The following is a 25,801-nucleotide window of genomic DNA, read 5'->3' as shown; positions in this document are numbered from 1 at the left end:
CGCCGTGGTGCCGGCGGCACCACCTCCACCGCCCCGCGCGGTGTCCGTGGCCGGTCGGCCCGGCGGCGCGGGGACGGCGCCGCCGGGAACCGGGATCAGCTCACCGTGCAGGTGGCTCCGTTGAGCGTGAAGGAGCCGGGTCGGCCGGTGTTGCCGGTGTGGGTGGCCTGGAAGCCGATGTTCACCGAGGAGTTCGGCGCGATGGTGCCGTTGTAGCTGGCGTTGCGTGCGGTCACCGCTCCGCTCGTCGGGCTGTACGAGGCGTTCCAGCCCGAGGTGATGGTCTGGCCCGACGGCAGGGTGAAGGCGAGGCTCCAGCCGTTGATCGCGCTGGTTCCCCGGTTCGCGATGGTCACCGAGGCGGTCAGGCCGGTGTTCCAGGCGTTGACGACGTAGCTGACCGCACAACCCGACGGCGGGTTCGTGGGCGGAGTGGTCGGCGGAGTGGTCGGGGGGTTCGTGGGCGGAGTGGTCGGCGGGTTGGTGGGTGGGGTGGTCGGCGGGTTCGTCGGCGGGTTCGTCTGGTCCAGGCCGAAGAACCGGATCGCCTCGGCCGCATTGACCGGCAGGTTGTGCGACACACCCTGCATGCTGATCGCCTCGACCGGCGCCTGGGGCCCGCTGCCGCCGTACCGGGTGCGGGTGTAGCCGGACTGCGGCGTGTCGGTGTAGGTCGGCGTCTGGCTCAGGCCGTGGACGTTGGTCCACTGCTTGATCGCCTCGCCGAAGTTCGGGTAGCGCAGCGTCTCGTCGTTGGTGCCGTGCCAGAGCTGCATCCGGGGGTAGCGACCGGTGTAGCCGGGGTACGCGGAGCGGACCGCGTTACCCCACTCCTGGGCGCTGCGGATGATCTGACCGTTGGCGCACTGGCTGTTCCACTCCCCCGATCCGTTGGTGGCGAAGCAGCTGTGCGGCACGCCGGCGAAGGCGGCTCCGGCGGCGAAGACGTCCGGGTAGTTGCCGAGCAGGACGTTTGTCATCATCGCGCCGGAGGAGGTACCGGTGGCGAAGACCCGCGAGGTGTCGGTGCTGTAGCGCTGCTGGACGTACCGGACCATGGAGACGATGCCGACCGGGTCACTACCGCCGTCGCGGCGCAGCGCCTGTGGCGAGTAGACGTCGAAGCACTGGCTGCTCCGGGTGGCCGTGGGGTAGATGACGATGTAGCCGTACCGGTCCGCCAGGGAGGCGTACTGGGTGCCGGAGTAGAACGCCTGGCCGGTGCCGGTGCAGTAGTGGATGGCCACCAGGATCCCGGGTCGCGCCGCGAGCCGGTCCGGCACGTAGAGGTGCATCCGCAGGTTGCTGGGGTTGGTGCCGAAGTTGGTCACCTCGGTCAGGGTCGCCGCCGATGCCGGGGTGGCGACCACCAGGCCCAGGACCGCCATGGCCACCGCCACCCCGGCGGCGCCGATCGCTTGCAGGAGCCTTCTCATCCGTTCTGTTCCTTCCTCATGCCTGAGCCGCCGGCAACGGTCGACCACCGGGTCGAGCCGAGGGTCGCCGTGGGACGGGCGGCCGTCGGGGCAACGAGGCGGTCATCGGCCGACCATCAACCCGAAACATTTCGAAGTATGGATCGGAATGTTTCGGCGCACAATAGATAGACGCATCTGACTATGAGATTGGTCCGCGGTCCGGCTGACACCGTCCGACGAGGCGGCCGATCGGCACCCGGTCCGGCGACCGATCCAGCTGCTCAGCACCCGGACGGCGACGCGGTGCTCTCCCGTACCACCAACTCGGTGGCGAGTTCCACCCGGTGCTGCTCGAGCGGCCGACCCGCCGCCAACTCGATGATCATGCGGGCAGCGGTCGCCCCCATCCGCTCCAGCGGTTGGCGAACCGTGGTCATCGGCGGCCCGGACCACCGACTGAAGGAGAGGTCGTCGAAGCCGACCACACTCAACTCCTCCGGGATCCGGACGCCCTCCCGCCGGGCCGCCTCGTACACCCCGAGCGCCTGCAGGTCGTTCGCGGCGAAGATCGCCGTGGGCGGATCCGGCAGCCGCAGCAACGCCCGGCCGTCGGCCAGCCCGCCCTCGACGTACAGGGTGCTGATCCGGACCAGCTCCGGGTCGACCGGTACGTCGGCGGCGTCCATCGCGGCCCGGTAGCCGTCGAGCCGGGCCCGGCAGCAGGGCCACGCCGTCGGCCCGCTGAGCATCGCGATCCGCCGGTGGCCGAGGTCGAGCAGGTGCCGGGTGGCGGCCAGACCGCCGTTCCAGTTCGTCGCCCCGACCGACGGCGTCTGGTGCAGCGGCTCACCGGTCGGGTCGAGGACAACCAGCGGAATCGACCGGGTGGCCAACTGCGACTGCTGGGCGACGGTCAGTTCGGAGAAGACCGCGATCACGCCGGTCGGGCGACGGGTCAGCACCTGCTCGGTCCAGGCCCGTCCCGGCGTGAGCCGGCCCTGCATCTCGGTCAGCACAACGGCCAGGTCGTGCTCGCGGGCGACCTTCTCCACGCCCCGGATGATCTCCAACGCCCAGAGGCTGTCCAGCGCGTGGAAGACCAACTCCAGTACGGCGATGGAGCTGGCCCCGCCCGGACGCCGGTAGCCGTGCTCGCGCAGCACCGCCTCGACCCGTTCCCGGGTCTCCAGCGCCACCCCGGTCTGTCCGTTGAGGACCCGGGACACCGTCGGCGCGGAGACCCCGGCCAGCCGGGCGATCTTCGCGACCGTGAGCACCCGACCCCGCCCTTCCCCTGGAGCCTGCGGTGCCGTACCGGTCGTCACCGGAGCAGCCTACGCGACCGCCGTGGCCGGGCATCGACCCCGCGCGATGCCCGCCGCGTGATGCTCAGCCCGGCTGCCCACCCGCCGCAGGTCCGGTCGGCTCGATCCGGCCGAACCAGTCCCGGGCCGCCGCCACACCGCCGCCGAACCGGGTCGCCCCGCCGAGCGCGACCATCAGGGCGTACCGGGCCTTGGTGGCGGGCAGGCCCCGGGCGCCGATGGCTCCCAGCCGGCCGGCGAGCCCGGCCGGTGGCGGCAGCTCCGTCAGGTCGACCTCCCGGGTACGGCACACCGAGGCGACCACCACCGGGATGTCCCACTCCAGCAGGTCACCGATCGCGGCGAAGAGGCTGACCGGGATGTTGCCCGAACCGGTCCCCTCCAGTACGACACCCCGCGCGCCCGCGTCGACAACCGCGGTGAGCTGCTCGGCACCCATGCCCGGATACGTCCTGACCACCGCGACCCCGGTCTCCGGCTCGCCGTACCCGGCGGGTGGCCGGGGCGGCGGGCCGCCGAGCGCTTCCACCCGGAGGCCAGCCTGTTCGCCGCCGGCGTCGACCACCCGTCCGAGCAGCGGGTACGGCGCCGAGGAGAAGCCCCGTACCGTGGTGGCGTCGACCCGGCCGACCCAGCGCGCCGCGTGCAGTTCGTCGTCGAGGCAGGCCAGCACACCGGCTCCGCGCAGCGCCGGATCCACGGCCGCGGCGATCGCCCCGGCCAGGTTGCGCGGGCCGTCGGCGGAGAGCGCGTCACGCTGGCGTACCGCACTCGTGAAAACGATCGTCCCGCGCGACACCGCCGGCCCGGCCAGCAGGTCGCTGAGGTACGCGGTCTCCTCCAGGGTGTCCGCGCCGTGGCTGACCACCACCCCGTCGAAACCGTCGTCGACCAGCGCGGCCCGGGCCCGGCGGGCCAGGGCCAGCATGGTCGCGGTCGACATGTCCCAGCTCGGCTCGGCCGGTACGTCCTCGACGACCACCCGCGCCGCGCGCCACCACTGTGGTACGTCGGCGAGCAGCTGCGCGCCGGACGCGACCCCCTCCCGACCCACTCCCGTCGAGTACGCGATGGTGTCCCCGGTCGCCAGCAACAGCACCTGGCTCTCCACGTCCGGCTCCTCTCTCATCGGTATCCGATCTCCGGTCCGGCGCTACGGCCGTTCGGTCAACAACGGCAGCACGAGCAGCAGGAACAGCAGCAGCGCCGCAGGACCGGCCCGGACCGTCCGCCACCACACCCACCGGTCGGGTCGGGCGGGCACGGTCAGTCCTCGGTGGTCAGGCCGGCCCGCTGCTCGAGGCGTTCGAGGCGGGCCACGACGGGTTGGAGTTCCTGCCGGATCGCCGCAGTCAGCATGTTGGCGATTCGCGTCGGGTCGATGCCGACCCCCGTCGGCGGCACCGGGCCGACCCCGGCCGATGCCGCCGGACCGGTGGCCGGCGCCGCACCGCCGGCGGACCCCGGGCCGGCGCCCGGACCGGCGGCAGCGGCCGACTGTCCGGTCTGGGCCCGCAGGTGCACGTAACCGGCCAGGGCCGCGGCGACGGCCCGGCGGGTCAGCCGCAGTTCGGCGCCGAGCGAGCGGAGCACCTGCCCGGCGTTGCCCTCCGGTTCACCGACCAGGCCGAGCAGCAGATGCTCACAGCCGACGTAGTTGTGGCCGAACGCGGTCGCCTCGGTGACCGCGAGTTCCAGGGCGTTGGCCGCCGGGCTGGTGAAGTGCGGCGAGCTCCCCGGGTCGAGGCCCGGTTCCGGCGTCGACCGGCCGGCGAGGGCCTGCGCCACCCGCTCCGGCTCGATCTCCTCGACCCGCAGTACGTGCAACGCGAGGTTGCCGCCTTCGGCGAGCAGGCCGGCGAGCAGGTGGCCGGTGCCGACGCCGGGGACGTCGTCCGCCCGGGCCCGCTCGATCGCGAGTCTGACCGTCGTGCGGGCCCGTTCGGTGAACCGTGGCAGCCGCGCGGCCAGGTCGGCGTCGTCGAGGTCGACCAGCACGGTCTCCCGGATCGCGGAGACCCGGCGTACCGCCTGCTCCAGGGCGCGCTGGCAGACCGCCGAGACCGGTACGCCGGAGGCCTTCACCGCCTCCGCCAACTCGTCCGGCAGATACACGTTGATCTTCGGCATGGTCGTGCCTCCTCGCCGCGCCAGGCTGGGAGACCAGTATAACCCCTGTAGGGTTACACCGTCATCCCACTACATCAGATCCGCCTCGTCGTCCGGCACCGGCCCACCCGGCTCCCCCGTCCCGTACGGGTCGAGAATCTGGCGGACCCGGCGTCCCCAGCGCTCGTGCGCGGCCTGACGGCTCACCCCGGCGGCCCGGGCGATCAACTCCCAGGTGATCCCCCAGCGGCGCAGGCCGACCACACTGGCCAACGGGTCGACCCCGGCCGCCAGGAGGATCCGGAAGTGCAGCAACTGGCCGGCGACCTCCCGCTGCCGCCCCACCTCGCCGCCCTGCTCCGCCACCCACTCGGGGGTGCCGGGCAGCGGCCGGGGGCCGATCAGCAGCTCCGCCTGCCGGCTGGCCTCGTTCACGGCGGTGTTGACACACGCCTGCGCCGCGTCGGTCACGTCGAGGCGCAGCGCCGTCGCCACAAGTTCGTCCATTCCGTCAGGCTAGACCTGACAAGCTGCCCCGTCAAGGAACCCTTGACGACTGACTCGATCCGGCCGCCGGATCAGGGTCGCGGTCCGTCACCGGCCCGAGATATGATCTCCGCAAAGGCCGTCGGCCCCGCCGGGACATTGCCCTCTTCTACGGGGCGCCCGGGCAGCGGAGCCGCCGGCACGAGTCGACCGGAGAGACACGGATGGGCACGACAGGACGGCGAGCTAGCCACGCCGAGCTGGGGAACGAGGACAGCGTCCTCGCCTGACCCCCTCGGCCCGGCTCGGCGTACCCGCTTCCCCGGCCCCGTCAGCCGTGCGAACGTGCCCTGGACGGACACCGCGAGGACCCGTACCCCGGTCATCGACCGGACGGGCTCCGGTGCGCGTTCGCCACCGTCCGACAAGGACAGTGCCATGCGATCCACCGACATCCGTCAGACCTTCCTCGACTACTTCACCGACCGTGGCCACCGGCAGGTCCCGTCGGCCCCGCTGATCCCCACCGATCCGACGCTGCTGCTCACCATCGCCGGGATGAACCAGTTCAAGCCGTACTTCCTCGGCGAGGAACGGCCGCCACACAGCCGGCTGACCAGCGTGCAGAAGTGCGTCCGGACCAACGACATCACCAACGTCGGCCGGACCGCCCGGCACGCCACCTTCTTCGAGATGCTCGGCAACTTCTCCTTCGGCGACTACTTCAAGGCCGAGGCGATGGCGTACGCGTGGGAACTGCTCACCCGGCACTACGGGCTGGACCCCGAACGGCTCTGGGCGACCGTCCACCACGACGACCACGAGGCGGCGACCCTGTGGCGGCGGATCGGCGTACCGGAGTCCCGGATCCAGCGCCTCGGGATGGCCGACAACTACTGGTCGATGGGGGTACCCGGCCCGTCCGGCCCGTCCGCCGAACTCTGCTACGACCGGGGTCCCGCGTTCGGCGTCGACGGCGGCCCGGCGGTGAACGACGAGCGCTACCTCGAACTCTGGAACCTGGTCTTCATGCAGCACCGGCGGGGCGAGGGCGACGGCAAGGACGGCTTCCCGGTCCTCGGCGACCTGCCGACCCGCAACATCGACACCGGACTCGGGATGGACCGCCTCGCGGCGATCCTCCAGGACGTCGGCACGGTCTGCGAGACCGACCTGCTCCGCCCCACCCTCCGCCTGGTGCAGGAACTCGCCGGGCGGCCGTTCCCGGGCCACGACGGCAGTCCGGAGTCCGTCTCCTTCCAGGTGGTCACCGAACACGCCCGGACCGTGGCGTTCCTCATCGCCGACGGGGTGCTGCCCGGCAACGAGGGGCGCGGTTACGTACTGCGCCGGCTGATGCGCCGGGCGATCCGGCACGCCCGTACCCTCGGCATCACCGAACCGGTGCTGACCGCGGTGACCGGCTCCGTGGTCGACAACCTCGGCGGCGCGTGGCCGGAACTCGACGCCCGGCGGGAACTCGTCGCGGCGGTCACCGCCCGCGAGGAGGAGACCTTCGACGGTACGCTCCGCCAGGGCGGTCGGCTGCTGGACGCGGCGATCGGGCGGGCGCGGCGGACCGGGGTGACCCGGCTGGACGGCGAGACCGCGTTCGAACTCCACGACACGTACGGCTTCCCGGTCGAACTGACCGTCGAGATCGCCCAGGCGGCCGGGCTGACCGTGGACGAGCAGCGGTACGCGACCCTGCTGGACGAACAGCGCCGCCGTGGCCGGGGCGGCGGCCGGGAGCGGAACGCGCAGACCCTGCGTCGACAGGAGACGTACCGGGAACTGCTGGGGCGGCACGGACCGACCGTCTTCGTCGGCTATCCGGAGCTGTTCACCGGGTCCACCATCTCCACCGGAACCGACCTGCTCGCCGTACTTGTCGACGGGCGGCCGGTCGAGGTCGCCGGTGAGGGCGACCGGGTCGAGCTGGTGCTGCGGCACAGCCCGTTCTACGCCGAGTCCGGCGGCCAGGTCGGCGACACCGGCACGGTACGCCTGCCCGACGGCACGCTCGTGGAGGTTACCGACACCCGGTACGGCGTCACCGGGCTGCACGTCCACCACGGGCTGGTCCGGCACGGGGAACTGCGGCCCGGCCGGACCGTCGAGGCGACCCTGGACGGTGAGCGCCGGGCGGCGGTGGCCCGCTCCCACTCGGCGACCCACGTCCTGCACGCGATGCTCCGCCGTACCCTCGGCGGGCACGCCCGGCAGCAGGGCTCGCTGGTCGCGCCCGGCCGGCTGCGGTTCGACTTCACCCACTTCTCGCCGGTCGACGAGAGCCAGCTGGCCACGATCGGCGCTCTGGTCAACGACTACCTGCTGGACGATCCGGAGGTCCGGGTCTGGCACGCGAGCCGGGCCGAGGCGGAGGCGGCCGGTGCGCTCGCGTTCTTCGGCGACCGGTACGGCGAGCAGGTCCGGATCATCGACATCGGCGACGCGTCCCGGGAGCTGTGCGGCGGTACGCACGTGGGGCACGGCACCCAGGCCGGTCCGGTGCGGATCGTCGCCGAGTCGTCGGTCGGTGCCGGGCTGCGCCGGATCGAGGCGCTGACCGGCCGGGACGCGCTGCGGTACGCGGACACCGAGCGGCGGCTGCTCGCCGAGGTGACCCGGTTGGTCGGTACGCCGCCGGACGAGCTGGTGCCGACCCTGGCCCGGCGCCTCGACGCGCTCACCGAGGCCGAGCGGACGCTGCGCCGGCACCGGGACCGGGAACTGGACACGCTCACCGGAACCCTGCTCGGCCGACGCCGCACGGTCGGCGACGGGTGGCTGGTGACCGCGCTCCGCGACGACCTCACCCCGGCCGAGTTGCGTTCGGTCGTGACGTCGCTGCTGGACCGTGCCCCGGACACGCAGCCGCTGGTCGCGGTCCTGGCCACCCGACACGGCGGGAAGGGCCAGCTCGTCGCCGGCCTGAGCCGTCCCCTGCTGGACCGGGGGCTACAGGCCCGGCAGGTGCTCCTCGACGCGGCCCGGACGATCGGTGGCGGTACGGGCGGGAGTGGTCGCCTGGCCAGCGCGGGCGGCCGGCGCTCCGAGCGGACGGCCGAGGCGCTCTCCCAGGCCGAACAGACCGCCAGCACCCTGCTCTGAACGGACGGGGCCTTTCCTCTCGTCTCTGGTGTGGGAAGGGCCCCGTCCGACCGCTCAGAGCTGGCCGGCGAAGAAGCCGTGCCGGGCCAGGGGGCCGACGAGTTCCCGTTCCTCGTAGGCGAAGTGCGACAGCAGGGTGTCGGTGAGCAGGTCGATCGCCTCGGTGATCGGCCCGTAGTCGGTCGGGTTGGCGGCGAGGTGCACCAGGGCGGCGTCGATCCCCTCCAGCACGTGGTGGATCGCCAGGTGCTCCTCGTGCAGCCGGTCCAGTACGGCGGCCAGGTCCGGCTGACGCTGCCGCAGGTACGGGAAGATGCCGTCGCTCTCCATCGTGTGGTGGGTGGTCAGCGACCGGCACTGGGCCTGGCAGACCCCGCCGAGGGTCCAGTCGTTGGCCCGGATGGTCATCAGGTTGATCTGGCTGCGCGCGTCGCCGAGCTGGGTCGTCCCCTCCTTCACCTGCCGGAGGATGTCCCGCACCTGACGTAGCTCGGCCCGGTAGTGGTCGTGTACGTCGACGAGGTGCCGACCGGCGTACCGGCCGCGGGCGGTGAATTCGACCTCGTCCGGGGGTTCGGGGGCGGTCGGCCGGGTCGTCTCGTCCAGCACGCTCTTCGGGCTGAGCCTGTCGGTCGGCGCGGCGGTCGGCGTGATGCCGGTCCGCCGGGTCAGCCAGGTGTTCTCGGTGCTCATGACCTACCTTCAGTGATCTTTCCGGTTGCTCATTGTCCCGTACCGGATCAGGCGGTGATCCGCAGCACGCGGACGGCGGCGGTGACCCGGCCCCCGCCGGCGTCGGGGACTGGCCGGAGCCGGGCGACGCCGAGCCGCCCCCGGCAATCCGGGATCGGTCAGCGGGAGACCGCCGCCAGTGCCGACCGGAGTGCGCCGACCAGGTTGACCGTCCGCTGGTCCGGGGTCGTCGTGACCCTCAGGTTGTTCGTCACGTAGCCGAACGCGACGCCGCTGGCCGGGTCGGCGTACCCGAGCGAACCGCCGTGGCCGGGGAAGCCGAAGGCGGTCGGCGACCACCAGGGTTGGTCGGGCAGGGGCAGGCCGAAACCGAGGGCCGGCCGGGTCGGCATCCCCAGTACCCGGTCGACACCGTGCGCCTGCTCGACGGTGGCGGCGGCGAGGGTCGGGGCGTCGAGGATCCGGATCCCGTCGACCTCGCCGATCAACCCGGCGTAGAACCGGGCGAGGGCCCGGGCCGTACAGATGCCGTTGACCGCCGGGATCTCCGCCGACCAGGTGGCCGGGTCGGCCAGGTCGAGCGGCGGATCGGTCACCGCGACCGACCGGACCAGCAGCGAGCCCGGATCGGTGTACGCGGCGAGCGTCTCCCGCAGCTCCGCCGACAGCGGCTCGGCGGGCGGCTCGACCGGCGCCTCGACGAGCCGGCTGACCCGGTGCACCTCGGCGTCGGGCAGCCCGATCCAGAAGTCCAGGCCGAGCGGTTTGGCGATCTCGTCGGCGAAGTACGTCCCGACGCCGCGTCCGGAGACCCGGCGTACCACCTCGCCGACCAGCCAGCCGTACGTCAGTCCGTGGTAGCCGTGCGCGGCGCCCGGCTCCCAGACCGGCGCCTGGGCGGCGAGTGCGGCGACGATCGGCTCCCAGGCCAGCGCGTCGGCCAGGGGCACCGGACGGTCCAGCACCGGCAGGCCGGCCTGGTGGGACAACAGCCAACGGACCGGCAGGTCGCTCTTGCCTGCCGCCGCGAACTCCGGCCAGTGGTCGGCGACCGGGGCGTCCAGTCGGAGCTGACCCCGCTGGACCAGCAGGTGCGCGCAGGCCGCCGGCACGCTCTTGGTCGCCGAATAGACCACCTGCAGGGTCTCCTCCCGCCAGGACCGGCCGGTGTCCGGATCCGCGACCCCGCCCCAGAGATGCACCACCTCCCGCCCGTGCCGGTAGACGCTGACCGCCGCGCCGACCTCCGTACCGGCGCGGAAGTTCTCGACGAACGCGTCCCGTACCGGCTCGAAACCGGGGGCCACGGTGCCACTGACCACTGTCATGCCGTTCTCCGTCCACGACTCGACTCCGGGCCGCGCCATCCGCGTTCCCGGAAGCTGTGTCAGGATATTCTGACGACCGATGTCAGGCAACCCTGACAGCAATATGCTGAACGGATGCAGGAGGAAACGGTCCCGGGCCACCACGACCTGCTCGGGTTCCGGTTACCGGACGGCACCCTGAGCACCGCCGCCGAACGGCCCGACGGCACCGTCGGCTACCGGGCCCGGTGCTCGTGCGGCTGGGTCGGCGACACCGACTACCCGGCCGGCGACGAGGGCACCTGGATGGCCACCTCCGAGTGGGGTTCGGCGCACATGAGGCCGCTCTGGGCCGCCACCCCGCCCGGCTGGCTGGTGACCCGCTCCGACACCCTCCGGGACAACATCGCCGAGTTGGCCCCGACCTGGCCGCTGCAGGCGCTCGGCCTGCTCGCCGAGGTCGAACGCTGGCAGAGACCGCTGATCGAACGGGCGGTGGCGGCCGCCCGCGAGGCGGGACTCTCCTGGGCCGAGATCGGCGGCGCGCTCGGCATCAGCCGGCAGTCGGCGCACGAACGGTTCCGCAACGTCGTACCGAAGAAGGCGCCCGACTGACGGACGCCGGCGGAACCCTCACCGGCTGGGTCAACAACGCCGCCGTGTTCCGGGACGCCTCCGTCCACGACACCCCGGCCCGGCGGATCCTCGACCTCATCGCGCTGAACCTCGACGCCACGGTCGTCGGCTGCGCGGCGGCCGTCCGCCACCTGCTCGCCGCCGGCACCGCCGGGGCGATCGTGAACGTCTCCTCGCACCAGGCCCAGCGTCCGGTGCCGGGCTGCCTGCCGTACGCGACGGCGAAGGCCGCGATCGAGGGCCTGACCCGCGCCCTCGCCGTGGAGTACGGCCGGTACGGCATCCGGGTCAACGCGGTCGCCCTCGGCTCGATCGAGACCGAGCGGCACACCGCCCACCTGGCCCGTCAGGAGCCGGCCGTGGCGCGCCGCGTCGAGCGGGAGATCCGGGACCTGCACCCGGTCGGCCGGATGGGCCGGCCGGAGGAGGTCGCCGCCTCGGTCGCACACCTGCTCTCCACCGACGCGGCCTTCATCACCGGAGCCGTCGTACCGGTGGACGGCGGACGGTCGGCCCTCGGCCGGGACCCGGAGCCGTAGCAGCGCGGAACCCGGCCGGGACACCTGCCCCGGTCCGCCCCGGGGACGGCGGACCGGCACGACAGGCCGGGCACGACAGGCCGGGCACGACAGGCCGGGCACGACAGGCCGGGGCGGCGGCCGGCTCAGCCGGCCCGGGCCGTCCGCCAGCGGACCACGGGACGCAGCCGCCCGTTCGCGCCGCCGGTCGGCCCGTCCGTGGAGCCGGTCGACGGCACGGACGACGGCAGCCAGCGCCGGAACTCCTCGGCCCGGGCGGCGGCGGCGAACGCCTCCTCGCGGAGCGTACGGGCCGCCTCGGCGGCGACCTCCGCGTCCCGCCACGCGGCCCGCTCCCGCTCGGCGGCCGCCCGGTGCGCGGCGAACAGGCTGTCCCGGACGGTCCGCCGCAGCACGATCTCCTGCTCGACCGGGTGCCGCCGGGGATCCCAGCCGTTGCGGTTGGCCAGCGCGTCACTCAACTGCAGGACCGAGAGCTCCTTGCGGGTACAGGCCGCCATCGCGGCCCGGTGCAGGTAACGCTCCCGGTCGGCGTACTCGGCCGGGGTGCGTGGGGTACGTGGTTCGGGCAGTACGGCCGCCGCCGCCACCCGCCGGGCGGCGGCGTCCGCCGCCTCGTACGCCTGCCAGGCCGCCTCGGCCTGCTCCTGCGCCGCCAGCCACTCGTCGCGACGCCGCTGGGCGGTGACGGTCGACCGCTCGGCGGCGACCGTCACCTCCTCGGCGTACCGGTGGAGTTCCAGCGCCCGGGAGGCCAGCGCCCGCCGGCGTTGCTCCTCGACCCGCAGCACCGGAGTGCCGCCGGCCGGGACGGCACCGTCCGGCTCCGCGCCGTCGGTCGCCGGGTCGGTCGTACCGGCGCCGGACGGGCGCGGGCGCATCAGCAGTCCGACGGTGGCGGCCGCGGCCAGCCCCATCAGGACGACCCAGATCGTCATGGCTCGGGGAACGTCGACCAGGAAGTAGTAGTAGAGCTTCTCCACAACGGCACCTCACGGGGGTGGACGAAACGAACGGACGGGTGCTCGGGAACCGGGCACGCCGCATCGGGGCGCGTCCGGTACCTACCCAATCGGGGGTGCGCGCGATCCGCTCGTCCGTGGGTACGCGTCACCGGTCGGCGATGTCGCCGCCCCGCCGCCGGGCAGCGCGCCCGACGCGACCGGCCGGCCCGTCGGGGCGACCGGCCCGACGGCCGACGCCGGAGCGTCCGCCCCGGTCGGGTCCGTGGGCTCGCCGGCGTCGACCCGAGCCGGGTCGGCCGGGCCGGCGACGCCACTGCCCGGACCGGTGGCCGAGGTGGCCGCTACCCGGTCCGCCTCGACCGTCCGACCGGACACACCGGACGGAGCCTCGGCGGCGATCGTGGACGTGCCACCTGTCGTACCGGGCCCGGCGGCCTGACCCGGCCGGGCGCCGCCAGCGCCCAGCAGCAACGCCATCAGCACCAGGGCGGTCACGAACCGCACCGACCGGCACGCCATCCACCACACGGGGCGGAACAGCGCGACGGATACCACGGAGAAAAACGTACCCGCTCCACGGCGAAACCGCTCGGCGGCGCCGGCAGGTGCCGCAGCGGTCACAATCCACCTCGGCGGCGGCAACCGGCACGCACCGGCGCAGTCGGCCCGGTTGCGCTCTCGGCGTACTCCGGGGTCCGGCGCTTGGCCGATCGCCGGCCGGCGTCCAGGCTGACCGGATGACCTCACCGAGCGCAGCGGCCGGGCCGGCGACCCGGCGGACCGACGACCCCGACCCGCGAGTACGTGGCGTGGTGCTCTGGCTGCCCGGCGGCGGCTGGCGGGCCAGGTCCGAGGAGGACGGTACGGCGCTGGGCGAGCACGGGCTGACCGTGGTGCAGGGCAGGTACCGGTTCAGCCACCAGGCCCACTGGCCGGCACAGTTGGCCGACATCCGGGCCGCGGCGCGGGAGCCGCTGGCCCGGGCCCGGGCGGCCGGTCTGCCGTTCCTGGTCGCCGGCGACTCGGCCGGCGGCCACCTCGCGTTGCACCTGGGGCTGCGCGGGGTCGCCGAGCCGGGCGACGTCGACGGCGTACTGGCGTACTGGGCGCCGGTGGACCCGCTGGACGAGGAATGGATCCGGTCCCGGGCCGGGAACGACCCGTGGCGGGACCTGATCGGCCGGGAGCCGTCCGCCGACGATCCGACAACCCGGGACGCCACCCCGTCGCGCCATCTCGGTAACGGGGTGCCGGTCCTCCTGGTGCACGGCGCGCAGGACGCCGCCGTACCGGTCGGGCAGACCCTGGCGCTGACCTCGGCGCTGCTCCGGGCCGGGCATCCGGTGCACTCGCTGGTCACCCACGGCGGCCACGCGCTGGACCTGGACCGTCCGGACATCCGCGCCGTCACCGCCGCCTTCCTCGACGCCAACCTCGCCAGCCGCTGACGCGGACCGGACCGGCGACCGTCAGCGGGGCACCGGCCAGATCCGGGCCCCGGCCAGGGCGAGCAGGCCGGCCAGGCCGAGCAGTGATCCGGCGAGCTGTACCGGCAGCCAGCCCGCCGGGTCGCCGCTGACCACCGCCAGCAGGGTCGGCACGGTGCAGAGCAGTCCCAGGTCCACGGCGGTGACCAGCCGGTGCAGCGGCGCGGTCGGCACCCAGCCCATCGGGGTGACGATCGGCGGCAGGTCGTGCCGGACGGCCCCCCGGCGGGCGGCCCGGAGCGCGCCGGCCGCGAGCGCCGGGCCGGCCGCGCCACCGAGCAGCAGCCAGGGCAGGACGGCGGCGGAGAACGCGCCGGCGACCAGGGCCAGCGCGCCGGCGCTCCAGCAGGTCGCCACCGCCACCGGCACGATCGACCGGACGGCCAGCAGGCCCCGCTCGGGCACGCCGAGCAGCCGGCCCAGTGCCGGGAGGTCGTGGTCCCGCCGGACGTTCCCGGTCAGCACCCCGGCGGCGAGCAGGCCGCAGAGCGGCCACACCACGGCGAGCAGCGGCCCGGGGCCGAGGAGGCCGGCGGAGAGGACCGGTGGCAGCAGCGCCGCACCGGCCAGCGCCAGCCGCTCCGGGGACCGTCGCAGGGTCAGCAGGTCGTGGGCCAGGGCCACCATCGGTCCGGGGAACCGGAGCAGGCCGGTACGACGGGGCGCCCGGGCCGCCCACCGGCGCTCCTCGCCGATCCGGGCCGCGATGCCGAGGTCGAGGGTGACCACACCGGCGGTCAGCGTCTGCACCTGGGCGCCACCGGCGGCGAGGGTGCCGAGCCGGACCCGGTCGAGCCGGACCAGCGCCAGACCGGCGAGCAGCACGGCGGCCACGCCGGGAACGGCCAGCCACCCGGGCGGGCCGGCGACGAACGGCCAGTCACCCGACGTTCCGCCGTCCCCGGCGACGGTCTGCGGCCAGCCCCAGGGCCCGAGCCGGCCGACCACGGCGGCGGCGCGGGTCGGCAGGTCGACGATCGTCAGCACCGCCGCACCGGCACCGAGCAGCAGCGCGAACCGGTCGAGTACGGTCGCCGGCTCGCTGACCACGGTCGGTACCAGCGTGGCGGCTCCGCCGACGAAGAGCCCGGCGACCCCACCGGCGAGTACGACCATGGTCAGCGGCGCGGTCAGCGCCCAGGCCACCAGGGTGCCGTGCAGCAGGCCGGCGAGGGTGGCGAGTCCCAGCACGACGAGCGCGGTGGGCCAGAGCAGTCCACGTCGTCCGGTCGGGCTGGACAGCAGCCAGCTGACCTGGGCCGGTGCGGCGGCCAACAGCCCGAACCGGCCGGCGACGGCGAGCACGGCGGCGTACCAGAGCAGGCCGATCGCGAGCAGGGTCGTCGGGCCGGGAACCGTGGGCGGTCCGGCGGCGAACCTGCTGGCGAGTTTCGGCAGCACGCTGGCCACCACCCCGCCGCCGACCAGGACGGTGAGCAGTCCCAGGTAGGCCTGTTCGAGGCGGTTGGCGGCGCGGGACCGGCGCCGGGCCCGCAGCCAGGCCCGGGCCGCCCGGGCGGAGTTGGCCGCGCCGACGTTCGTCATTCCTGCCAGTCCGTCACGTCGAGGGTCCGGGCCTGCGCCGCGCCGACAAGCGCGGGATCGTGGCTGGCCAGGACGACGGCTCCGCCCCGGTGGGCGTAGTCGCGCAGCACTGCGCCGACGGCCGCCCGGCCGGCCTCGTCGAGATGGCGCTCGGGCTCGTCGAGCAGGAGCAGGCGACTCGGCCGGGCCAGGACCAGCGCCAGCGCCAGCCGTTGCCGCTGACCGCTGGAGAGCCGTCCGGGCAGCATCGAGGCGAACCGGGTGACCTCCAGCCGGTCGGCGAGCACGGCCGGCTCGAACCAGTCGGTGGCGACCGGGCGGTTGGCGTACCGGACGAACTCCAGGTGTTCGCCGGCGGTGAGGTTCGGGTACCAGGCGGCGGTCTCCAGCAGACTCGCCACGGTGCGCCGGAACGCCGGGGACCGCTCGTCGGCGGGTGCTCCGTCGACCAGCACCCGGCCGGCCAGCGGCCGGAGCAGTCCGGCGAGACAGCGCAGCAGGCTGGACTTCCCGGTGCCGTTCGGTCCGGTGACCGCGAGAACCTCACCGGCCGACGCGGTGAGGCGCAGGCCACGAACCAGCACCCGGTCGCGATAGCCGACGTCCAACCCGTCGGTCCGCAGGATCATCCGGTCATTCTCCGCCTCGCTGTCACCCCGGACCGTCCGCCGCCCTAGGTTGCGGCGCAAGCTAGATGACTGTGCTACTGTCTCCGCCGTGGATCAGGAACGCCGGGCCCAGTGGCTGCGCGGAGTGCTGGACCTGTGTGTCCTCGCCCTACTGCGGCACCGCGAGTCCTACGGGTACGAACTGGCCCAGTCGCTGAACGCGGCCGGCGTCGGCCCGATCCAGGGCGGAACCCTCTACCCGGTGCTGCTCCGGCTGCAGCGCACCGGACTGGTGGCCGCCCAGTGGCGGGAGGGCGCGGCGGGACCGGCCCGCAAGTACTACCGAATCACCCCGGTCGGGATCGAGACGCTCCACCGGACCGCCGTCGACTGGGACGCCTTCACCAGTGGGGTGGGCGTGATCCTGCGAGAGGTACAGACCCGATGAACCAGCGTGGCTGGCTCGACACCCTCGCCGGCGAGTTGCGCCGGCGCGGCGTCGACCCGGAACTCACCGCACACGTCGTTTCGGAGGCCGCCTCCCACCTGCGGGACAGCGGAGAGCCGCCGCTGGCGGTCTTCGGCCCGCCGGGGACGTACGCGGCGGCCGTCGCGGACAGCCTGGGGACGGCGGGCACGGCTGCGCCCGACCGGGTGCGTCAGCCGGCGTCGTCGCGGCCGGGTCCGCCCGGGCCGGTCCGGCTCGACGTGCGCGGGATCAGCAAGCGGTACCGCCGACGTCCGGTGCTGACCGACGTCAACCTGACGGTACGGGCCGGCGAGATCGCCGCCGTGGTCGGCGCCAACGGCTCGGGCAAGAGCACCTTCCTGCGGATCTGCGCCGGCCTGCTCAGCCCGGACGCCGGTCAGGTCCGGGTGTACGGCACCCTCGGCTACTGCCCGCAGGCCGGCGGCACCAGCGACTTCCTCTACCCCGAGGAGCACTTCGCGCTCGTCGGCGCCGGCCGAGGGCTGTCCCGGAGCCAGTCCCGCACCGCCGGCCGTGACCAGGCCGCGTCGCTGGACTGGGACCCGAGCGGACGTACCCAGGCACGGCACCTCTCCGGCGGCACCCGGCAGAAACTGAACCTGGTGATGGCAGGCCTCGGCGAACCGGACGTGTTGCTGCTCGACGAGCCGTACCAGGGCTTCGACCGGGGCACCTATCTGGACTTCTGGCAACAGCTCTGGCGGTGGCGCTCGGCGGGCAAGGCGATCGTGGTGGTCACCCACCTGCTCAACCAGCTCGACCGGGTCGACACCGTGCTCGAGCTGACCCCGGCACGGGAGACGACATCATGATCAAGATCTGGACGGTCGCCGAGTTCGCCCTGCGGGAGATCCTGCGCCGACGCGGGGTGCTGCTGATCATGCTGCTGTTGCCGCTCGCCTTCTACCTCAGCCGCCGAGGTGACCACCTCGGCCAGTCGATCCGGTTCGTCTGCCTCGGGATCGGCTGGGCGCTGAGCACCGCCGCGCTCTTCGCCGGCAGCGCGGCCCGGGGCATCGAACCACGGCTGCGGCTCTCCGGCTACCGGCCCCACCACCTGCATCTCGGCCGGCTGCTCGCGCTCTGGACGGTCGGCGTCGCGCTCTCCGTGCCGTACTTCCTGCTCGTCCGGTTCGACCAGGACAACGTCCGGTACGACGCGATCGCGCTGATCATGGTGTTGACCGTGGCCACCGCCGCACCCTTCGGACTGGCGCTGAGCGCCGTACTGCCCCGGGAACTGGAGGGGACGCTGGTGCTGCTGATCGTGGTCGGCCTGCAGATGGTGATGGACCCCGCCGACTCCGCCGCCCGGCTGCTGCCGTTCTGGTTCAGCCGCGAGATCGGCACGTACGCGATCGACCACACCGACGGCGGATACCTGACCCGGGGGCTGACGCACGGGCTGGTCGCCGCCGTCGTGCTCACCGCGCTGGTCGCGGTCGCCGCCACGATCCGGCTGCGGCGTCGCCCGCACCTGCGGTTCGTCTCGGCCCGCTGACCGGTCGCGGTCCGCGGGCCCTGCGGATTCCGCCCCGGCCGCAGTACCCTGCTCCCATGACCCCACTGGACGCGCTCGCCGCCGCGTACGCCCAGTGGTCCACTCCCGACCTGCCGCTCTACGGCAACGACCACGAGCGCGCGGACTTCGCTCCCTGACCGGCCGGTGCCACCCCACCCCATCCGGCCTGTCCCTGCGTACGCCTCGGGAGCGTTCCGTCATGTCCCGTACCCTCGACACCTCCGTCCGCACCGTGCTGAGAACCCCGCAGACCGCCCGGGTACTGGCGGCCAGCCTGCTCGGGCGGATACCGCTCGGCGCGGCACCGCTGGCTCTGCTGGTCTTCGCCCGGGAGACGATGACGCTGACCCTGGCCGGGCTGCTGGTCGGGGCGTACACCGCCGGGATGGCGGTCGGTCAGCCGCTGTTCGGCCGGTTCGCCGACCGGTGGCGGTTACCTCCGGTGATGTGGCTCGCGGTGTGCCTCTCCAGTCTCGGGTTCGCCCTGGTCGCGGCGGCGTTCTCCACCCCGCTGACCGTCGTGGCCGCGATGCTCGCCGGGCTCGGTGCGCCGCCGTTCGAGGCCGGGCTGCGGGTGCTGTGGCGGGACCTGCTGCCCGAGCACCAGGTGCACACGGCGTACACCCTGGACACCGCGACCCAGGAAATGATCTTCGTGGTCGGTCCGGTGCTCACCCTCGGCGCGGTCGGCCTGGCCGGGCCGGTCGGCGGCCTGGTCGCCGCCGCGCTCTGCCAGCTCGTCGGCACCGCCTGGTTCACCACCGCGCCGGTGGTCCGTCGGTGGAAGGGCGTGCCGGCGGTACGGCACTGGGCCGGACCGCTGCGGGCCGGCCGGCTCCGGCTGATCCTCGGCGCGCTGGTGCTGGTCGGCGCGGGAGTCGGCAGCGTGGTGGTGGCGGCCACCGGTTACGCCGAGGCGACCGCCGACCGGTCCTGGGCCGGTTGGCTGCTGGCCGCGCAGGCGGCCGGGGCGTTGGCCGGCGGGCTCGGTTACGTCCGGTTCGCCGCTGCCCGCCGCTCCGGCACGCTGCCCCGGGCGGCGGCCGCGCTGGCCCTGGGCTACCTGCCGTTGCTGCTGGTCCCGGAGCTGCCCGTCATGCTCGGGCTGATGGCGGTCAGCGGTCTCGCCCTGCCACCGCTACTGACCATCGTTTTTGTCACCATCGACGGCGTCGCCCCGGCCGGCACCGCCGCCGAGGCGTTCGCCTGGGCGGCCACCGCGTTCTCGGTCGGCAGCGCGCTCGGCTCCGCGCTGACGGGCGCGCTGCTCGACCGGTCCGGCAGCCTCACCGTCGGGTTCGCCGTCGCGCCGGTCACCATCGCGCTGGCCTACGGCGTGCTCCGGCTCACCCGTCGACCGGCACCAGCCCCGTCACCGGCCTGACCCGCCGCCACCCCCGGGATCCGGCACGGTCAGCCGGCACGGTCAGCCGGCCGGGCCCTCGGCCACCAGCGCCGACAGCCGGTCGACGCCGAGCACGCTGACCAGCAGCCGCTCCCGGGGCCGACCGAGCAGCCGCCGGGTCCAGTCGACAAAACCGCCGTCACCGACCTCGACCCGGACGCCGTCGTGGAGCACGGCCAGGCGGAAACACCAGCCGGTGTGGTGACACGGCCCGTCGACCGGCTCCGGAACCTCCCGCAGGACAACGTCCGGACGGTCCCGCAGCGCGGACCGGACGGCCTCGGTGACCGGACCGGCCGCCGGATCCAGCAGGGTGAGGCCCACCTCGACCGACTGGACGCCGGTGGCCCGCAGCGCGGTACAGAGCAGCCCCAACTGTTCGACCGAGTGCCGGCGCTCGAACCCCAGGCCGCCGCTGTCCGCGCCGGCGGTGGCCAGCGCGAAGAGGTTCGCGTGGGCGAACCGGTCGGCCCCGGCGGAACGCCGCGCCCGAATCACCCGTTGCAGCGCGGCGAGCCGCACCGGCGGCGCGCCACGGCGGGCACCCGCACCCCGGTCACGCCGCCGCACCGCCGCCTCCAACGCCAGCCCGGTGGTCGGATCCGCCGCCACCTCACTGCCGCGTACGGTGGCCAGCACGTTGTTCTGGTGTACCCCGGCGACGGTGGAGTGCGCGCCCAGCGGCGTGACCGGGGCCAGGGTCACCAACTCCACCTCGTCGGGCACCGCCGAGAGCAGTCGGTCCTCCACCCGTCGTTGCACTCGGAAGTCGACCGGCGCCGGCGCCACGAACCGGTCCTCGGTGTACCGGCGCAGCACGTCGGCGGGGCTGAGGAAGCCGGCCCGGGTACGGAACGCGGCGAGCAGCAGCGCGACCAGGTCCGCCCCGGAAAGCTGCACACCGAGGGTGTTGAGGATCTCGGCGCCGCCGGCCTGGCGTAGCACCCGGGCCAACGCGACGCCTTCCAACGCGTCGGGATCCGCCATCGCTCATCGCTATCACGGTCGGCCGCCGACCACCACCCACGACAGCGTTCAGCGCCGCCCCATCCGCAGCCGGCCGTGCCCGAACGCGTCGATCCGGCCCCACCGGCCGGGGATGCCAATCAGCTCGATCCGCCCCAGTTCCTCCGGCACCGCCGGCACGATCGTCAGATGCCCCTCGTGCGGCAGCAGCCCGAGCAGGGTACGGAGCAGCGCCAGCGGGGTCCCGGCCGAGGTGGCGAACGGGCTGCACGCTCCCGGGTACTGCACCGGATACCGGGTCAGCGAGCGGTCGTAGCCGGCGAACGCCTCCGGCAACCGGCCGTCGAAATACCGCGACGCCTCGATCATCGTCAACGAGATCCGGGCCGCCTCCTCCTCGAAGCCGTACCGGCGCAGCCCCATCGTGATCAGCGAGTTGTCGCTCGGCCAGACCGCACCGCTGTGGTAGCCGACCGGGTTGTAGCGCTGCTGTCCCCGGGCCAGCGTCCGTACTCCCCAACCGGAGAAGAGTTCGTCGCCGAGCAGCCGGGCGGCGACCAGGGGTGCCCGGTGCTCGGGCACGATCCCGCTCCACAACAGGTGTCCCATGTTCGAGGCGACCGCGTCGACCTGGCCGCCCTCGCCGTCGAGCGCCAGCGCGTAGTACTCCCCGTCCTCGATCCAGAAGTCCCGGTTGAACCGGTCCTTCAACACCTCCGCCTCCCGGAGCAGCTGGTCCGCGAACGCCGGGTCGTTCCAGAAGGTCCGGGCCAGCCGCGCCGCCCGCACCTTCGCGTCGTACGCGTATCCCTGTAGTTCGCAGGTGGCCCGGGGGTGGCCGGGCAGTCGACCGTCGCGGTAGGAGATCGCGTCCCAGGAGTCCTTCCAGCCCTGGTTCTCCAGCCCGCCCGGGGCGCGGCACTCGTACCAGACGTAGCCGTCGCCCATCAGGTCGGCGTACGTGTCGAGCCAGGTGAGCGCCGCCCGGGCCTCGAACTCGAACTGGCGTACGGTGTCGGCGTCCCCCGTCCACTGCTCGTACTCGTCGAGCAGGATCACGAACAGCGGCGTGCTGTCCGCCGCCCCGTAGTACGTCGTCCTCGGCTGCTCCTCGAAGCCGCCGGGCTCGCCGTACCGGATCTCGTGCAGGATCTTGCCGGGTTCCTCGTCACGGAAGTCGTCGACCCGGCCGCCCTGCAGCAGTGCCATCGTCCAGAGGGTCTGCCGGGCGATCTCCGGTACGAAGGGCAGGGTCTGGAAGCCGGTCAGCATGCTGTGCCGGCCGAACAGGGTCATGTACCAGGGCAGCCCGGCCCCGGTCAGCCGTACCTGGCTGGTCAGCCCGGTGTACTGCAGCGCGGCGAGGTCGATCATGCTCCGCCGGTACGTCCGCTGCAGCGCCTCCGAGTCGCAGACGAGCTGCGGTGCCCGGGCCAGCCACTCGGCGAGTTCCTGCCGCTTCTCCGGCCGGACCTCGGTGTAGCCGCGGACGCTCTCCCGTACGTCACGTCCGCCCGCGCCCCGGATGATGCCGACCGCGTACAGCGTGGTCGTCCAGGTGCCGTGCGCGCCGAGTTCGATCCGGAAGGTGAGCCCGCTCTCGTCGATGTCGACGGGTTCCGTGCTGGTCACAATGGTCTCTGCCACGTGCCGGTTCCGCTGGTGGCAGAAGCGCAGCCGGCCGTCCTCCACCATCCGGACCGTCTGACCCGGCCGAGGGCGGGCCTCCCGGGCATCGAACAGGTCCGCGAAGTCGCAGCCGATCTCCATCCGTAGGGTCAGGCTGGTGGGCTCGTCCCGGTGGTTGAGTACGGTGAGCCGCTCCTCGAACCTGCCACCGAGGGAGCGGTGCCGGATCACCGACGTCTTCGCGTCGACGTAGTGGGTCGGCTCACCGGGCACCAGGAAGAACCGGGACTCGAAGTACTGCAGGTCGTCCACGGAGAGCGCGTTGAGCCGCTCGCCGTCGACGGTGAGCACCCACTTGGAGAGGAACCGGGTGTCCCAGGCGAAGAGACCGGCCGGGAAGTCCGGGGACGGGTCGACGTCGCCCCGGGCGTCACTGACCATGAAGGTGTTGCCGTCGAGGATGCTGACCATTCCGGTGCCCGAACTCTTACCCGCACCCGTCACCGTCGCGGCCTCCGTTCCGTCATCGTCGGGCCCTGCGGCCGACGAACCGTTCCCGGACCCGCTCCCGGGGATCCCGGGTGCCCGGCGGCGACGGGAAGGCCCGCCGGAACATCAGCAGCAACGGCAGGTTGCCCTGCACCGTCACGTCGTTGCGGTTGTACGCCGTCACCACGTGGGACTCACCGAGCGCGAAGTGGTCGAAGAGCCGCTGCTCGGTGCTGACCACACAGTCCGCCTCCCGGTTCTCGTGCGAGACCAGCACGTTGCCCCGGTTGATCGCCACGAACCAGTGGTTCACCCGGCCCTCGCCCGCGTCGAGGTCGAACCGGATGGTCCCCCTGGCCTTGTCGGGCAGGACCTCCGGCCCGTGGTCCTCGATCCAGGCGAAGAAGTCGCTGGTCGGGTCCGCCATCGCAGTCGATCCCTTCGTCCTCGCACCACTCTTCCGACAGCAGGTCCCCGCCGGGTCGTCGTCCGACGGCACCTCCCCCGGCGGGTCATCCGACGCCTCTCCGGCGGCGACCGACGGCACCTCTCCCGGCCGGTCATCCGACGCCGCTCCCTCCGACGGCGACCGACGACCCCGTTGCGGTCATCCGACGACAGCACGGCGCCGGGCGTGCTCGGCCCGCCCCCGACCGAAGGCGTCGATCAGCCCCCACCGGCCGGGGATGTCGAGCAACTCCATCCGTCCCATCCGCTCGGGCAGCGCCGGATCCACCACCAGGTGTTCGCCGTGCGGCTCCAGACCGAGCAGGGTCCGGATCATCAGCATCGGGGTTCCGGTCGACCAGGCCTGCGGACTGCAGGCGGTCGGGTACTGCACCGGATACTTGGTGAGCCCCCGGTCGTAGCCGGCGAACGCCTCCGGCAGCCGTCCCCCGAAGTACTGCCCCGCGTCGATCATCGCCTCGGCGATCTGCCCGGCCTCGTGCCGGAAGCCGTACCGGCGCAGTCCCCAGGCGATCAGCGAGTTGTCGAACGGCCAGACCGTGCCGACGTGGTAGCCGACCGGGTTGTACCGGCCCTCGCCCTCGGCCAGCGTCCGTACGCCCCAGCCGGAGAAGAGCCGCGGTCCGAGCAGGTGGGCGGCGATCTTCGGGGCCCGGTCGTCGTCGACGATCCCGCTCCAGAGCAGGTGGCCGATGTTGGAGGAGAGCGCGTCCACCTGCCCGCCCTCGGTGTCCAGGGCCAGCGCGTAGTACTCGCCGTCCTCCACCCAGAAGTCCCGGTTGAACCGTTGCTTGAGTTCCGCCGCCTCCCGCTCCAACTGGTCCGCGTACAGCGGGTCCTGCCAGACCAACCGGGCCAGCCGGGCGCCCCGCATCTTCGCGTCGTACGCGTAGCCCTGCAGTTCACAGGTGGCGCGGGGGAACGCCGGCAGCCGCCCGGACGAGTACGAGATGGCGTCCCAGGAGTCCTTCCAGCACTGGTTCTCCAGACCGTTACGCAGGTTCCGCCGCTCGAACCAGATGTAACCGTTGCCCATCAGGTCGCCGTACCGGTCGATCCAGTGCAGCGCGGCCCGGGCCTCGTGCTCGAGTTCGGCGACCAGCCCGGTGTCCCCGGTCCACCGCTCGTACTCGTCGAGCAGGATCACGAACAGCGGGGTGGCGTCGGCGGACCCGAAGTACGGCGAGTGCGGCTGCTCCTCGAAGGCCGTCGACTCGCCGTACCGGACCTCGTGCAGGATCTTGCCCGGTTCGCGTTCCCGGAAGTCGTCGAGGTTGATGCCCTGAGCCATCGCCAGGTAGCGCAGCGTCGGCGCGGTGAGTTCCGGGGTGAACGGCAACGTCTGCAGGCAGGTGATCATGCTGTCCCGGCCGAACAGGGTCATGAACCAGGGCAGGCCGGCGGTCGGCAACCGGTCCGAGGTGGCCAGCGGCGAGTAGCGGAGGGCGGCCAGGTCGACCAGGCTCCGCTCGTACGTCTCCTCCAACGGCTCGGAGTCACTGGTCAGCTTCGGTGCCCGGGCCAGCCACTCGTCGAGGTCGGCGCGCATCTGCTCCCGGGTACGACTGCGGTGCCGCTGGATGCTCAGCCGGATGTCCCGCCCACCGGCCCCCTCCACCAGGGTCTCCACCTTCAGGTGGGTTCCCCACTGCTCGTGCGCCCCGAGGTGCAGCGAGAAGGTCAGCCCGGCCTCGTCGTACTCGGCCGGCGCGCTGGAGGTGACGATCGCCTCCCGCCGGTACGTCTCCCGCTGGTAGCGGAGCCGCATCCGGCCCTCCTCGAGCAGGACGGTGGTGGTGCCGACCTTCTCCCGGACGTCCTTGATCTCGAACAGGTCCGCGAAGTCGGCCTCCACGTTCAGCCGCACCGTCAGGTCGACCGCCTGGTCCTGGTGGTTGAGGATGGTCAACTCCTCCAGGAAGCTGCCACCCACCGACCGGTGCCGGATGATCGAGAACTTGGCGTCGACATAGTGCGTCGGCTCGCCCGGCACCAGGAAGAACTGGGACTCGAAGTACTGCAGGTCGTCCACGGAGAGCGGGTTGAGCCGCTCGCCGTTGACCCGCAGCTCCCACTTCGACAGGAACCGGGTGTCGAAGGAGAAGAGTCCGGTCGGGAAGGTCGGCGAGGGGTCGATGTCGCCCCGGTTGTCGCTGACCACGAAGGTGTTCCCGTCGAGGATGCTGACCAGCTTTTTCATTGTCGCCGCCCCTGCCGCTTCACCCAGTCGCGGGGCTCGTGCGCACCGGGTGGTCCCGGCACCAGGCGGTGCAGGTAGCTGAACAGCAGCACGTCGCCCTCCACTGTGACCCGGTTACGCAGGAACGCGGCGAGCGGGTTCGCCTCACCGCAGGCGATCTGGTGGAAGAACTCGCGGTCGGTCCGTACGGTGCAGTCGGCCTGGCGGTCCGCCTGGGTGGCACTCACGTTTCCCGCGCTGTACACCAGCAGCCAGGTGTCGACCTCGTTGTCCTGCTCCAGTTCGAACCGCACCGTGCCCCGTACCTTGGTCAGCAGCGGGTTCGGTCCCCGGTGGTTGAGTTCCTCGAAGAACCTGGTGGTCGGGTCCATCTTCCTGATGATCGGATCCATCGCCCCGC

24 protein-coding genes are annotated in these 25,801 nt (G+C 73.1%); 8 read left to right on the top strand and 16 right to left on the bottom strand.

Annotated features, from left to right (window positions below; all coding sequences use genetic code 11):
• Window positions 1-95 precede the first annotated feature (95 nt).
• The 5 genes from ABGB05_RS19510 to ABGB05_RS19490 form a co-directional block, all read right to left on the bottom strand.
• Complete coding sequence (locus tag ABGB05_RS19510) at window positions 96-1,436, bottom strand: PHB depolymerase family esterase (protein WP_347654859.1); 1,341 nt, start codon at window positions 1,434-1,436, stop codon at window positions 96-98.
• A 263-nt stretch (window positions 1,437-1,699) separates the two neighbouring features.
• Window positions 1,700-2,743: a LacI family DNA-binding transcriptional regulator gene (locus tag ABGB05_RS19505; protein ID WP_347654858.1), complete on the bottom strand. Its 1,044-nt coding sequence runs from the start codon at window positions 2,741-2,743 to the stop codon at window positions 1,700-1,702.
• A 64-nt stretch (window positions 2,744-2,807) separates the two neighbouring features.
• Complete coding sequence (locus ABGB05_RS19500; protein ID WP_347654857.1) at window positions 2,808-3,872, bottom strand: asparaginase; 1,065 nt, start codon at window positions 3,870-3,872, stop codon at window positions 2,808-2,810.
• A gap of 137 nt (window positions 3,873-4,009) precedes the next feature.
• Window positions 4,010-4,873 (bottom strand): Clp protease N-terminal domain-containing protein, encoded by an 864-nt coding sequence (locus tag ABGB05_RS19495; protein WP_347654856.1) that lies wholly within the window; start codon window positions 4,871-4,873, stop codon window positions 4,010-4,012.
• 69 nt (window positions 4,874-4,942) lie between these two features.
• Entirely contained in the window at window positions 4,943-5,359 is a 417-nt protein-coding gene (locus ABGB05_RS19490) for a hypothetical protein (RefSeq protein WP_347654855.1), read from the bottom strand.
• 417 nt (window positions 5,360-5,776) lie between these two features.
• On the opposite strand from ABGB05_RS19490, the gene alaS reads away from it, so the two are divergent.
• Window positions 5,777-8,452: an alanine--tRNA ligase gene (gene alaS, locus ABGB05_RS19485; protein ID WP_347654854.1), complete on the top strand. Its 2,676-nt coding sequence runs from the start codon at window positions 5,777-5,779 to the stop codon at window positions 8,450-8,452.
• Between the two features lie 54 nt (window positions 8,453-8,506).
• Here the strand turns inward: alaS and ABGB05_RS19480 are convergent, their stop codons facing one another.
• Window positions 8,507-9,145 (bottom strand): hemerythrin domain-containing protein, encoded by a 639-nt coding sequence (locus ABGB05_RS19480; RefSeq protein WP_347654853.1) that lies wholly within the window; start codon window positions 9,143-9,145, stop codon window positions 8,507-8,509.
• 158 nt (window positions 9,146-9,303) lie between these two features.
• Window positions 9,304-10,473, bottom strand: a complete 1,170-nt coding sequence (locus ABGB05_RS19475; protein WP_347654852.1) for a serine hydrolase domain-containing protein — start codon at window positions 10,471-10,473, stop codon at window positions 9,304-9,306.
• Window positions 10,474-10,587: 114 nt separating this feature from the next.
• Between ABGB05_RS19475 and ABGB05_RS19470 the strand changes: the two genes are divergently transcribed.
• Window positions 10,588-11,067 carry a hypothetical protein gene (locus ABGB05_RS19470; protein ID WP_347654851.1) on the top strand — a complete coding sequence of 160 codons (480 nt, stop codon included), beginning with the start codon at window positions 10,588-10,590 and terminating at the stop codon, window positions 11,065-11,067.
• Window positions 10,977-11,627 (top strand): SDR family oxidoreductase, encoded by a 651-nt coding sequence (locus tag ABGB05_RS19465; RefSeq protein ID WP_347654908.1) that lies wholly within the window; start codon window positions 10,977-10,979, stop codon window positions 11,625-11,627. The genes ABGB05_RS19470 and ABGB05_RS19465 overlap by 91 nt, the downstream gene beginning before the upstream one ends.
• Before the next feature lie 125 nt (window positions 11,628-11,752).
• On the opposite strand, the gene ABGB05_RS19460 is transcribed toward ABGB05_RS19465, so the two are convergent.
• Entirely contained in the window at window positions 11,753-12,610 is an 858-nt protein-coding gene (locus tag ABGB05_RS19460; RefSeq protein WP_347654850.1) for a hypothetical protein, read from the bottom strand.
• Between the two features lie 81 nt (window positions 12,611-12,691).
• The gene (locus tag ABGB05_RS19455) at window positions 12,692-13,096 is read right to left on the bottom strand and encodes a hypothetical protein (protein WP_347654849.1); all 405 of its coding nucleotides are present in this window, start codon (window positions 13,094-13,096) and stop codon (window positions 12,692-12,694) included.
• A 233-nt stretch (window positions 13,097-13,329) separates the two neighbouring features.
• Between ABGB05_RS19455 and ABGB05_RS19450 the strand changes: the two genes are divergently transcribed.
• Window positions 13,330-14,040 (top strand): alpha/beta hydrolase, encoded by a 711-nt coding sequence (locus ABGB05_RS19450; protein WP_347654848.1) that lies wholly within the window; start codon window positions 13,330-13,332, stop codon window positions 14,038-14,040.
• A gap of 21 nt (window positions 14,041-14,061) precedes the next feature.
• Here the strand turns inward: ABGB05_RS19450 and ABGB05_RS19445 are convergent, their stop codons facing one another.
• Window positions 14,062-15,624 (bottom strand): DUF6297 family protein, encoded by a 1,563-nt coding sequence (locus tag ABGB05_RS19445; protein ID WP_347654847.1) that lies wholly within the window; start codon window positions 15,622-15,624, stop codon window positions 14,062-14,064.
• Window positions 15,621-16,253: an ABC transporter ATP-binding protein gene (locus ABGB05_RS19440; protein ID WP_347654846.1), complete on the bottom strand. Its 633-nt coding sequence runs from the start codon at window positions 16,251-16,253 to the stop codon at window positions 15,621-15,623. The genes ABGB05_RS19445 and ABGB05_RS19440 overlap by 4 nt, the downstream gene beginning before the upstream one ends.
• A gap of 88 nt (window positions 16,254-16,341) precedes the next feature.
• Here ABGB05_RS19440 and ABGB05_RS19435 point away from each other — a divergent pair, with 88 nt between their 5' ends.
• The 4 genes from ABGB05_RS19435 (at window position 16,342) to ABGB05_RS19420 (ending at window position 19,628) form a co-directional block, all read left to right on the top strand.
• On the top strand, window positions 16,342-16,680 hold the full coding sequence (locus tag ABGB05_RS19435) for a PadR family transcriptional regulator (RefSeq protein ID WP_347654845.1): 339 nt from the start codon (window positions 16,342-16,344) through the stop codon (window positions 16,678-16,680).
• The gene (locus ABGB05_RS19430; protein ID WP_347654844.1) at window positions 16,677-17,534 is read left to right on the top strand and encodes an ATP-binding cassette domain-containing protein; all 858 of its coding nucleotides are present in this window, start codon (window positions 16,677-16,679) and stop codon (window positions 17,532-17,534) included. The genes ABGB05_RS19435 and ABGB05_RS19430 overlap by 4 nt, the downstream gene beginning before the upstream one ends.
• The gene (locus tag ABGB05_RS19425; RefSeq protein ID WP_347654843.1) at window positions 17,531-18,223 is read left to right on the top strand and encodes a hypothetical protein; all 693 of its coding nucleotides are present in this window, start codon (window positions 17,531-17,533) and stop codon (window positions 18,221-18,223) included. Before ABGB05_RS19430 ends, ABGB05_RS19425 begins: the two co-directional genes overlap by 4 nt.
• A 220-nt stretch (window positions 18,224-18,443) precedes the next feature.
• Entirely contained in the window at window positions 18,444-19,628 is a 1,185-nt protein-coding gene (locus ABGB05_RS19420) for an MFS transporter (RefSeq protein ID WP_347654842.1), read from the top strand.
• A 42-nt stretch (window positions 19,629-19,670) separates the two neighbouring features.
• Here ABGB05_RS19420 and ABGB05_RS19415 read toward each other — a convergent pair whose 3' ends face one another.
• The 5 genes from ABGB05_RS19415 to ABGB05_RS19395 form a co-directional block, all read right to left on the bottom strand.
• On the bottom strand, window positions 19,671-20,636 hold the full coding sequence (locus ABGB05_RS19415; protein ID WP_347654841.1) for a hypothetical protein: 966 nt from the start codon (window positions 20,634-20,636) through the stop codon (window positions 19,671-19,673).
• A gap of 48 nt (window positions 20,637-20,684) precedes the next feature.
• Complete coding sequence (locus tag ABGB05_RS19410; RefSeq protein WP_347654907.1) at window positions 20,685-22,715, bottom strand: glycogen debranching N-terminal domain-containing protein; 2,031 nt, start codon at window positions 22,713-22,715, stop codon at window positions 20,685-20,687.
• Window positions 22,716-22,767: 52 nt separating this feature from the next.
• Window positions 22,768-23,160, bottom strand: a complete 393-nt coding sequence (locus tag ABGB05_RS19405) for an SCP2 sterol-binding domain-containing protein (protein WP_347654840.1) — start codon at window positions 23,158-23,160, stop codon at window positions 22,768-22,770.
• A gap of 180 nt (window positions 23,161-23,340) precedes the next feature.
• Window positions 23,341-25,401: a glycogen debranching N-terminal domain-containing protein gene (locus ABGB05_RS19400; RefSeq protein ID WP_347654839.1), complete on the bottom strand. Its 2,061-nt coding sequence runs from the start codon at window positions 25,399-25,401 to the stop codon at window positions 23,341-23,343.
• The gene (locus ABGB05_RS19395; RefSeq protein WP_347654838.1) at window positions 25,398-25,793 is read right to left on the bottom strand and encodes an SCP2 sterol-binding domain-containing protein; all 396 of its coding nucleotides are present in this window, start codon (window positions 25,791-25,793) and stop codon (window positions 25,398-25,400) included. Before ABGB05_RS19395 ends, ABGB05_RS19400 begins: the two co-directional genes overlap by 4 nt.
• Window positions 25,794-25,801: the final 8 nt, after the last annotated feature.

The sequence above is a fragment of the Plantactinospora sp. B5E13 genome (assembly GCF_039871775.1).
In the GTDB taxonomy this organism is placed as follows: Bacteria; Actinomycetota; Actinomycetes; order Mycobacteriales; family Micromonosporaceae; genus Plantactinospora.
Note: the sequence above shows the minus strand (reverse complement) of the source record. Positions and strands in the feature narration are given on the sequence as shown.

What these genes read in the sequence shown, in the direction of transcription:
- ABGB05_RS19410 (WP_347654907.1), bottom strand. Translation starts at nt 22,715, where the DNA reads ATGGTCAGCATCCTCGACGGCAACACCTTCATGGTCAGTGACGCCCGG.
- ABGB05_RS19445 (WP_347654847.1), bottom strand. Translation starts at nt 15,624, where the DNA reads ATGACGAACGTCGGCGCGGCCAACTCCGCCCGGGCGGCCCGGGCCTGG.
- ABGB05_RS19415 (WP_347654841.1), bottom strand. Translation starts at nt 20,636, where the DNA reads ATGGCGGATCCCGACGCGTTGGAAGGCGTCGCGTTGGCCCGGGTGCTA.
- ABGB05_RS19490 (WP_347654855.1), bottom strand. Translation starts at nt 5,359, where the DNA reads ATGGACGAACTTGTGGCGACGGCGCTGCGCCTCGACGTGACCGACGCG.
- ABGB05_RS19495 (WP_347654856.1), bottom strand. Translation starts at nt 4,873, where the DNA reads ATGCCGAAGATCAACGTGTATCTGCCGGACGAGTTGGCGGAGGCGGTG.
- ABGB05_RS19430 (WP_347654844.1), top strand. Translation starts at nt 16,677, where the DNA reads ATGAACCAGCGTGGCTGGCTCGACACCCTCGCCGGCGAGTTGCGCCGG.
- ABGB05_RS19425 (WP_347654843.1), top strand. Translation starts at nt 17,531, where the DNA reads ATGATCAAGATCTGGACGGTCGCCGAGTTCGCCCTGCGGGAGATCCTG.
- alaS (WP_347654854.1), top strand. Translation starts at nt 5,777, where the DNA reads ATGCGATCCACCGACATCCGTCAGACCTTCCTCGACTACTTCACCGAC.
- ABGB05_RS19395 (WP_347654838.1), bottom strand. Translation starts at nt 25,793, where the DNA reads ATGGATCCGATCATCAGGAAGATGGACCCGACCACCAGGTTCTTCGAG.
- ABGB05_RS19450 (WP_347654848.1), top strand. Translation starts at nt 13,330, where the DNA reads ATGACCTCACCGAGCGCAGCGGCCGGGCCGGCGACCCGGCGGACCGAC.
- ABGB05_RS19510 (WP_347654859.1), bottom strand. Translation starts at nt 1,436, where the DNA reads ATGAGAAGGCTCCTGCAAGCGATCGGCGCCGCCGGGGTGGCGGTGGCC.
- ABGB05_RS19405 (WP_347654840.1), bottom strand. Translation starts at nt 23,160, where the DNA reads ATGGCGGACCCGACCAGCGACTTCTTCGCCTGGATCGAGGACCACGGG.
- ABGB05_RS19500 (WP_347654857.1), bottom strand. Translation starts at nt 3,872, where the DNA reads ATGAGAGAGGAGCCGGACGTGGAGAGCCAGGTGCTGTTGCTGGCGACC.
- ABGB05_RS19470 (WP_347654851.1), top strand. Translation starts at nt 10,588, where the DNA reads ATGCAGGAGGAAACGGTCCCGGGCCACCACGACCTGCTCGGGTTCCGG.
- ABGB05_RS19420 (WP_347654842.1), top strand. Translation starts at nt 18,444, where the DNA reads ATGTCCCGTACCCTCGACACCTCCGTCCGCACCGTGCTGAGAACCCCG.
- ABGB05_RS19400 (WP_347654839.1), bottom strand. Translation starts at nt 25,401, where the DNA reads ATGAAAAAGCTGGTCAGCATCCTCGACGGGAACACCTTCGTGGTCAGC.
- ABGB05_RS19480 (WP_347654853.1), bottom strand. Translation starts at nt 9,145, where the DNA reads ATGAGCACCGAGAACACCTGGCTGACCCGGCGGACCGGCATCACGCCG.
- ABGB05_RS19440 (WP_347654846.1), bottom strand. Translation starts at nt 16,253, where the DNA reads ATGATCCTGCGGACCGACGGGTTGGACGTCGGCTATCGCGACCGGGTG.
- ABGB05_RS19475 (WP_347654852.1), bottom strand. Translation starts at nt 10,473, where the DNA reads ATGACAGTGGTCAGTGGCACCGTGGCCCCCGGTTTCGAGCCGGTACGG.